Origin of the sequence: Phyllobacterium sp., assembly GCF_037994405.1 — a bacterium.
In the GTDB taxonomy this organism is placed as follows: domain Bacteria; phylum Pseudomonadota; class Alphaproteobacteria; order Rhizobiales; family Rhizobiaceae; genus Phyllobacterium.
Map to the genome: position 1 here is coordinate 1 of NZ_JBBNAN010000318.1, position 7,542 is coordinate 7,542.

General features: G+C 56.4%; 8 protein-coding genes and 1 pseudogene. 7 read left to right on the forward strand and 2 right to left on the reverse strand.

The window, feature by feature from the left end; all coding sequences use genetic code 11:
* Positions 1-1,657, forward strand: a 1,657-nt coding sequence (locus tag AAAC48_RS17795) for a glycoside hydrolase family 3 C-terminal domain-containing protein (protein WP_340655463.1), incomplete at its 5' end; no start/stop codon positions are given.
* A gap of 344 nt (positions 1,658-2,001) precedes the next feature.
* Here the strand turns inward: AAAC48_RS17795 and AAAC48_RS17800 are convergent.
* Complete coding sequence (locus tag AAAC48_RS17800; RefSeq protein ID WP_340655464.1) at positions 2,002-2,211, reverse strand: cold-shock protein; 210 nt, start codon at positions 2,209-2,211, stop codon at positions 2,002-2,004.
* Positions 2,212-2,244: 33 nt separating this feature from the next.
* On the opposite strand from AAAC48_RS17800, the gene AAAC48_RS17805 reads away from it, so the two are divergent.
* The 3 genes from AAAC48_RS17805 (at position 2,245) to AAAC48_RS17815 (ending at position 4,485) form a co-directional block, all read left to right on the forward strand.
* Entirely contained in the window at positions 2,245-2,625 is a 381-nt protein-coding gene (locus AAAC48_RS17805; protein WP_340655465.1) for a MarR family transcriptional regulator, read from the forward strand.
* A gap of 393 nt (positions 2,626-3,018) precedes the next feature.
* Positions 3,019-3,774 carry an SDR family oxidoreductase gene (locus tag AAAC48_RS17810; RefSeq protein WP_340655466.1) on the forward strand — a complete coding sequence of 252 codons (756 nt, stop codon included), beginning with the start codon at positions 3,019-3,021 and terminating at the stop codon, positions 3,772-3,774.
* Between the two features lie 468 nt (positions 3,775-4,242).
* Complete coding sequence (locus tag AAAC48_RS17815; protein WP_340655470.1) at positions 4,243-4,485, forward strand: Atu4866 domain-containing protein; 243 nt, start codon at positions 4,243-4,245, stop codon at positions 4,483-4,485.
* Positions 4,486-4,615: 130 nt separating this feature from the next.
* On the opposite strand, the pseudogene AAAC48_RS17820 reads toward AAAC48_RS17815, so the two are convergent.
* Positions 4,616-4,743 (reverse strand): annotated as a pseudogene (locus AAAC48_RS17820) (transcriptional regulator); the annotation flags it as partial.
* Between the two features lie 20 nt (positions 4,744-4,763).
* Between AAAC48_RS17820 and AAAC48_RS17825 the strand changes: the two are divergent.
* From AAAC48_RS17825 to AAAC48_RS17835, 3 genes are all read left to right on the forward strand, one after another.
* Positions 4,764-4,976, forward strand: a complete 213-nt coding sequence (locus AAAC48_RS17825) for an SDR family oxidoreductase (RefSeq protein WP_340655467.1) — start codon at positions 4,764-4,766, stop codon at positions 4,974-4,976.
* Positions 4,977-5,308: 332 nt separating this feature from the next.
* A complete protein-coding gene (locus AAAC48_RS17830; RefSeq protein ID WP_340655468.1) occupies positions 5,309-6,043 on the forward strand; it encodes an SDR family oxidoreductase in 735 nt (244 codons plus the stop codon).
* Between the two features lie 512 nt (positions 6,044-6,555).
* Entirely contained in the window at positions 6,556-7,458 is a 903-nt protein-coding gene (locus AAAC48_RS17835) for an AraC family transcriptional regulator (RefSeq protein WP_340655469.1), read from the forward strand.
* Positions 7,459-7,542 lie beyond the last annotated feature (84 nt).

Sequence of the window (7,542 nt, forward strand, 5' to 3'; positions counted from 1 at the left end):
CCATTGGCTGTTGACGCGCGTCCTTCGCGAGGAATGGGGTTATGAAGGCGCCGTAATTTCTGACTGGCATGCGATTAAGGATCGCCCAGCCGCCCTTCGTGCGGGAACTGACCTCGATATGCCCGAAAGCAAGTCACGCAAGGAAGCCCTGCTCAAGGCAATCGAGGCAGGGGAAATCAACCAGGACATACTCGACGAAGCCTGCCTGCGGGTCCTGGACTTGGTCTGCCGTTGCCTTGGCGCTGCCGCTTACCCCACGATTGATCTCGACAGCCATCATGAACTGGCTCGCCGCATGGCGGCCGAATCAATCGTGCTCCTCAAGAACGACCAAGCCGCCCTGCCCCTGTCGCGGCAGCACAGCGAAAGACTGCTTGTTATCGGCGACGGCGCGGTAAAGCCTGTGATCCAAGGCTCCGGATCGGCGACAACCAACCCTTTCCGCATCGACGTGCCGCTTGAGCAGATCCGACGCCTCGCAGGAAAGGACAGCGTGCGCCATCTCTCGTTCCCGCCGGCAGACCAGACGCAGATCAATGTCGCCATCAGCGAAGCCGTAGCGGCAGCGCAGGAAACCGATACCGTCGTTGTTTTTGCGAGCAACTGCCCCGGAAAGGACGGAGAGGGATCGGACCGCGATAATCTTCGCCTCGTGCCGGGACAGGACGATTTGATCCAGGCACTCGCGCATGCAGGCCATCGAACCGTCGTCGTACTCACCATGCCAGATGCTGTGGAGATGCCCTGGGCGGAGGACGTGGACTCGATCCTGGCCTGCTTCTATCCCGGCCAGGGAGGAGGAGAGGCAATCGCCCGAGTTCTTTTCGGCGAGCAGAATCCCTGCGGCAAGCTGTCGGTAACTTTTCCCAAGCGGATCGAAGACATTCCAGGCTTCCACAGTTATCCTGGAGAGCATGCCCGACACTGCTACTCCGAGGGCATTTTTGTTGGCTATCGCTTCTATGACCTGAAGGCCGTCGAACCGCTCTTTCCTTTCGGCCACGGACTATCTTTCACAAGCTTCAGCTACGAAAATCTTTCACTTGATGTCGATCAGGTAACGGCCGAAGGAAACGTAATGGCACGGGTGACCATCCGTAACACGGGTAACATCGCTGGCAAGGAGATCGTCCAGCTCTATGTTCGGCCCATTCAACCCGGATTGAGACGTCCTGTCAGGGAGTTAAAGTCTTTTGCAAAAGTCGAACTTCAGCCCGGCGAAGCAACGACGGTCGCGATGACGCTGCACCCCCGCGACTTTCAGTATTTCGATACACAAGAGGGGCGCTGGACTTTGCGGGCTGAGGCTTTTGCCATTGAGATTGCTGCATCTTCGCGCGATATACGGTTGTCGAAGACATTGCCCTGCGTTTCCGACGAACGCAGACCGCCTATTCTAAGTACGGCTCTGCCACCTTCGGTCGTTTTCACACATCCCTGTGCCGAGGCAGCCCTCATGGATTTCATAAGCGGCCGCTTGAAAATCAGTGCTAACGAGACGCAATCCATCATTGACGCCGTTCGGCACTCGTTTCTCGATTTCTATGAGAGCCTCAGTTGGTTCATCGGGGACAGCATCCCAGAAGCTGATATCCAATCGCTATTTACGAAGATCAACAACGAGACATTCAATCAGACGCGGTCGCTGGGCCAATAGTACAAAGTTCCGTCAAATATTATGGGCTTGTCGATGGGTCGCAGGCTAACGAATCCCTTGTGGCGATGCGTCAATCATTGGCTGTCAAAACCAACCCTCGATAGAAACGACGCGCATTTTTCCGACCCAGGTTTTTGCAGACTTACGCACGCCTTCAAGCGTATTCGCGCCAATTAGACGGTTACGCCCATTTTGGCACCGTTCAGGATCGTCGGCGCCCATGCCGACCTGCATATTATCGTGAAGAATTATTTCAGTCGCATCAGACCGTGGGTTTGTCCCGTCAGCGAAACTTCGTGAATGAGAACGGCTGGATCCAGTCCAGCCCTGACGAGACGCGTTAATTAGCCGGCGCTCAATTGATCGGCCGACATCTTGCCCGATTTTTTGTCCCGCACCATTTCGCAGTTGATTTTCTGACCGGCATTGAGGTCGTGGAGTCCCGCCCGCTCTACGGCAGAGATGTGGACAAAGGCATCCGTACCGCCATCATCCGGTTGAGTGAAGCCAAAACCCTTGGCCGAATTGAACCATTTAACAGTGCCAGTAGCCATTTTTACCTTCTTGCTGCGTAGAGGCGTTCGGGATTGAGACAATCCGGTTATAGAGCCGATGCTGGACAAGCTTGGCGTACCTACACACAGTATCTGGTGCTGAGCGCCCTTTGGGAGCGCGACGCGCTAACGATCGGCGCTATCGCGGACAGACTGGCTCTGGAGCCAAGCACGATCACGCCTGCCGAAGCTGCCGGTTTTGTTGCTCGCCAGCGCGGCACAACGGATGAGCTGCTGGTGCGGGTCCATCTAAGTAAGAAGGGCGCCGACCTTCACCTCAAGACAGGCTGCCTGACGGCCGCCCTACTGCTCCACTCGGGCTTCACGGTGCCCGAAATGATCGAGCTAAACCGTAAAGTGCAGTTGCTGCGCGACGGTATGAGAGACGCTGCCGCCTCAACTCCGGTCGCGTAATCCTTCCCCACTGCGACGACGCCGGTGTCGGACCTGCATCCGTTCCAATTTGGTCCTGGGCCCGGCTGTGGACTTGACTGCCGGCTACGGCCGCTGTCACGAGCGGCGCGGGCGGTATCGAGCGCCTCGTTATGGGCGCGGGACCGGCTCTTCGCGTTTTCGTGGAAGAAAATGGGCGAAAGGAATGGACTTAGGAACTCTGAACTTATGTGTGAAGCCCGCAGTAACGTACGGCCCGTTAACTCGTATCGATAAAAAAGCAAAAGCCCAACAGTCCTCCCCGAGTCGCGACAGAACGCGCGGGTGCCAAATCCTATTCTCCGGCCAGCATCGCAATGCTCAAAGTCAGTCGCGGTGCGGATGTCGAAATTCAATCGAACAGGAATCGGAAAAATGACCATCAATCAGATCAATGAAGTTCAGGACAAAGTTGCGATCGTAACGGGCGCTGCCAGCGGTATAGGCAAGGCCACAGTGGAGTTGTTGCATGCACGCGGTGCCAAGGTCATCGCCGAAGACATCGATCCATCGGTCAACGAGCTTGCCCGCCCAGGTATCGTCCCGTTCGTGGCGGACGTGTCGAAAGACGGCAGTGCCGAAAAAGCTGTCGCTTTGGCGCTGGAAAACTTTGGCAAGCTCGACCTGCTGGTGAACAATGCGGCGCGCATCGTCTACACCCCAGTTGTAAAAATGACCCGCAAGGACTGGGACTATGTCATGGAGACGAATGTGACGGGCGCTTTCCTCCATTCCCGCGAGGCCGCCAAGGCAATGACCCCCAACAAATCCGGGGCCATCGTGAATATAGCATCCTACGCTTCGTATTTCGCATTTCCCACCATCGCAGCCTACACCTCATCAAAAGGTGCGTTGGCGCAGCTCACACGCACGCTCGCGCTTGAGCTTGCAGAACACGGCATCCGCGTGAACGCCATCGGATCGGGGGACGTGGTGACCAATCTGCTGAACGAAATCATGGACGACGGCCGCGGCTTTCTTACAGAACACGGCAAGGGCGCGCCGATCGGCAGGGCAGCACAACCCGAAGAAATCGCGGAAATCGTGTCGTTCCTGGCGTCCGACCGCGCAAGCTTCATCGTGGGCTCCGTGGTCATGGCCGACGGCGGTTACAGCGTTCAAATTAAGTAATTAGCCTGTAGCCACAAGCCAGTGCGCGTGCTTCGAAAGAAGTTCGGGCACTGGCATCCAATGGCGACCGCCGCCACCTTTCGAACTGAAGGTCATGGAGCAATAGGCAAGATTGGAGGCGGATTGTTGTACCGTATGGGCTCACGCGCGGGATACCTTCCGACAACCACCAACCCCAAAGGGAAATCCAAATGAAACTTTTTCGTACTATGGCGGCGAGGCGCAAGCATCGGCGCACCATCGCCGAACTTAGCGCCCTACCCCACGACCAGTTCGTAGACATGGGGCTGGGCAGATCCAAGCTATATCTGCCGGAACATTGTAATTCAGGGCGGGAGAGCCGCCGCAGCTGGAGAGACTAAATAACGTGAAATGGCTTTTGGCGTGGCCGTTATCGTAGGCATGCTCGGGATCGAGCTTGCGCTGGTGGCGTATGCAAAAGAACTCGAAGCAAAGGAGGTGCAAGTCATGAGTGAGGATCAGGATAGATACGTCGGAATGTGGGTCACCAAGGACGGCTACGTCCGCCACGAGCTGCTGCCCGGCGGCCGCTACGACGAGGCCCGCGGCAAACGCAAGAGCGCCTACCGGGGCAGTTATCGTTTGACCGGCGATCATATAGATTATGTTGACGACACGGGTTTCAGTGCCGATGGCGAATTCCGCGATCAGATACTCTACCACGCGGGAATGGTTCTTTGCCGAGAATAGGCGGTGTCCAACAATTTTACCCGCAAAATTAAGAGATAAAGCGGGCAATGCTGTGTGCAAGGCATCCGATCGGCGATGATGAGGCTCCTCAGAGAGAGTCGGCTTTTCTCAAAGGTCACTCTAATGACAGCGGGATTTCGCGTTCCAGGTCCGAAAACCGCGGGACCTTTCCTCCGAACAGGTGAAATAAGGTCACCAGCTTCCAGCTCCCTCGAGAATGCGCAGCACAGTTTCAACACCGCTTGCGGCCACATCGATTCAACATCGCCCTCAGCAGTATGACTCGACAACACCTTACGCCGCTGCAAAAGCGGCTTTGTCGACCTACAGCAAGGCGCTGTCGAAGGAACTCGGACCCCAAAGGCATCCGCGTCAACGCCATCTCACCCGGATGGATAAGGACGACGGCCACCACGCCATGGTCAAAAGCTCGGCGGAAAGTGGCAATGTCGACGAAGAGAGAGCACGGCAGAGTATTTTGGATGCTTTAGGTGGCATCCCGATCGGCCGCCCCGCCTGGCCGGAGGAAATTCCGAACTCGTGGCGTTCCTCGCCTCAACGCGGTCAGGTTCAATCCGCACGTCGATTTCGACATAGACGGCGGCATCGTGCCGACCGTCTATGTCGATCATGCTTTGACAGCCAACGATAGCCGAGAGCGTGCTCTGCCTATAGTGTTATACACGAATTGCGGCGTCACCTACTAATTCGTAGGAATAGGCACGAGCTCCAGAGCATAGTTCTACCTGGCCCGTATTCAATTATGGCAACTTCCCACGCAGAAACCGGCGGGATGGTCCCGCCGCAACTTGAGGAGTTTCCAATGAACAACATCGCGAACAAGGTGGTATTGATAACCGGGGCCAGCAGCGGGATCGGCGAGGCGACCGCCAAACATCTTGCCGAAAACGGTGCCCATGTCGTGCTCGGTGCCCGCCGTACCGAGCGCCTCGACGCATTGGTCGAAGAGATCGCCGCAAGCGGAGGATCATCGCGCGGCAGGTCCCTCGACGTCACCGACCGTCAGGACATGCAGGCGTTTGCTGACTTTGCAGCAAGCGAATTCGGACAGGTCGACGTCATTGTCAACAATGCCGGTGTGATGCCGCTTTCGCCGCTTGCTTCGCTCAAGGTCGACGAGTGGGACCGTATGATCGACGTAAACATCCGCGGCGTCCTGCATGGTATTGCCGCAGTCCTACCGGGAATGGAGGCGCGGGGCTCCGGCCAGATCATCAACATCGCATCGATCGGGGGGCATGCTGTCACACCCACGGCGTCTGTGTATTGCGCGACGAAATTCGCTGTCAGGGCGATTTCAGATGGGTTGAGACAAGAAACCGACAAGATTCGCGTGACGGTCATTTCGCCGGGCGTTGTCGAGTCCGAACTTGCCGATAGCATCTCGGACGAAAAAGGCCGTAATGAAATGAAAGAATTTCGGCGAATTTCAATCCAACCCGAGGCAATCGCGCATGCCATCTCCTATGCCATCGCGCAGCCGCCCGAAGTCGACGTTAGCGAGATGATCGTTCGTCCCACCGCAAGTCCCTTCTGAATACTAAACACCGATTGCGGATACCGTCGACATCCACGACAGTATCCGTAATTCTTCGAAAGTATACGACCGGCTTTCCGACCATCCTCGTAAGTACCCGTTCCGGGTCCATCAAGAAGGAGAACTGGAAGTAAGCATTCTGTCAAACACGGCGTTTTTCAACGCCAAACCGGGCCAGTCTGAGGAGCTGGAAAACGGCTTCTCGCCCTCGTGGAACTTACGCGCATTAAAGGTCAAATGACGATCCGCTTGGCTCGTTTACGCGAACTGGACGTCGCGGCATGAACTAGATGCGCATTTTCAACTCCTTCACATGTAGGAGTTTTCCGGGGAATTCCGGATCTTGTGTAGTGCGAACTCAATATGCGGTCATTTACGATGACTCCTACCATCGACAAACCACCTGAGGCCGTCCGCCATCGGCAGCGGCAGACTACCCTTCCCCCCTTGTTCCTGTTAGTCAGGATCGGAAACAATAGCCGTCGGAAACGTAACTGCGGGGTCAATCACTCGTGGAAATAGTAGATCGCACCACAGCGGAGGACCTGCGGCACCACATCCACGGCAGGCTGTTGACGGCCAGCAGCGGCTCGGCATGGCGGGACATCCAGGTTCAGCTGCTCTCCCACCAGCATCTGGAGCAAAACCTTATCGTGCCTGCCGTGGCGGAGCCGCTGCTTGTCTGGATCCTTTCAGGATCGGCCCGGATCGAAGAACGCGAGCTCAAGGGCGATTGGATGGCAAACGACGTTGGCGCCGGCGACTTCTTCCTCACCAATTCCACCACGCCTTACGAGATGTGCTGGCAGGCGAAGGGATCCGATCCGTTTGAGGTCATGCATCTCTATCTCGGTCTGTCCGTATTCGAAGAGGCAGCCAAAGAAGTCTTCGATGTGGCCGGACGGCGGCTGAAAGTGAAGGACATCTCCGGGCAGAACGATCGGCTGCTTTCGCTCATGCTCGAGCAAGTCCGCACGGAGTTGACCGCAAACCATTCCCAAAGTGCGATGTATATCGAAGGGTTGGCAAAAACTTTGGCTGTCCACATCGTGAGGAATTACACCGAACCGGCCGAGGGCAAAATCGAGCGGAAATCGGCCCTGCCTGCCATGAAGTTGCGTCGCGTGGTCGAGTTGATGGAGACCCACCTCGACCAGGAATTTAGCCTGAGGCGCTTGGCGGAAGAAGCCGCGATGAGCGAATATCATTTCACCAGGCTGTTCAAACAGGCGACCAGCCTTTCGCCATCGCAGTATTTCATCAGGTTGAAAATGGCGAAAGCCCGCAACCTCCTGCGGGAAACCGATCTGAGCATCATCCAGATCGGCATGGACGTCGGATATTCTAGCCCAAGTCATTTTTCTCAAGTTTTCAGGCGCGTGGTCGGCGTGTCGCCGCGCGATTACCGCGACTGACGCGAATTATCCATACGTCAACCATATCCCCTCGGCCCCACTTTTCGTTATTCAAATTCTTTTCAGCAAAAGCCCGACAGTGTT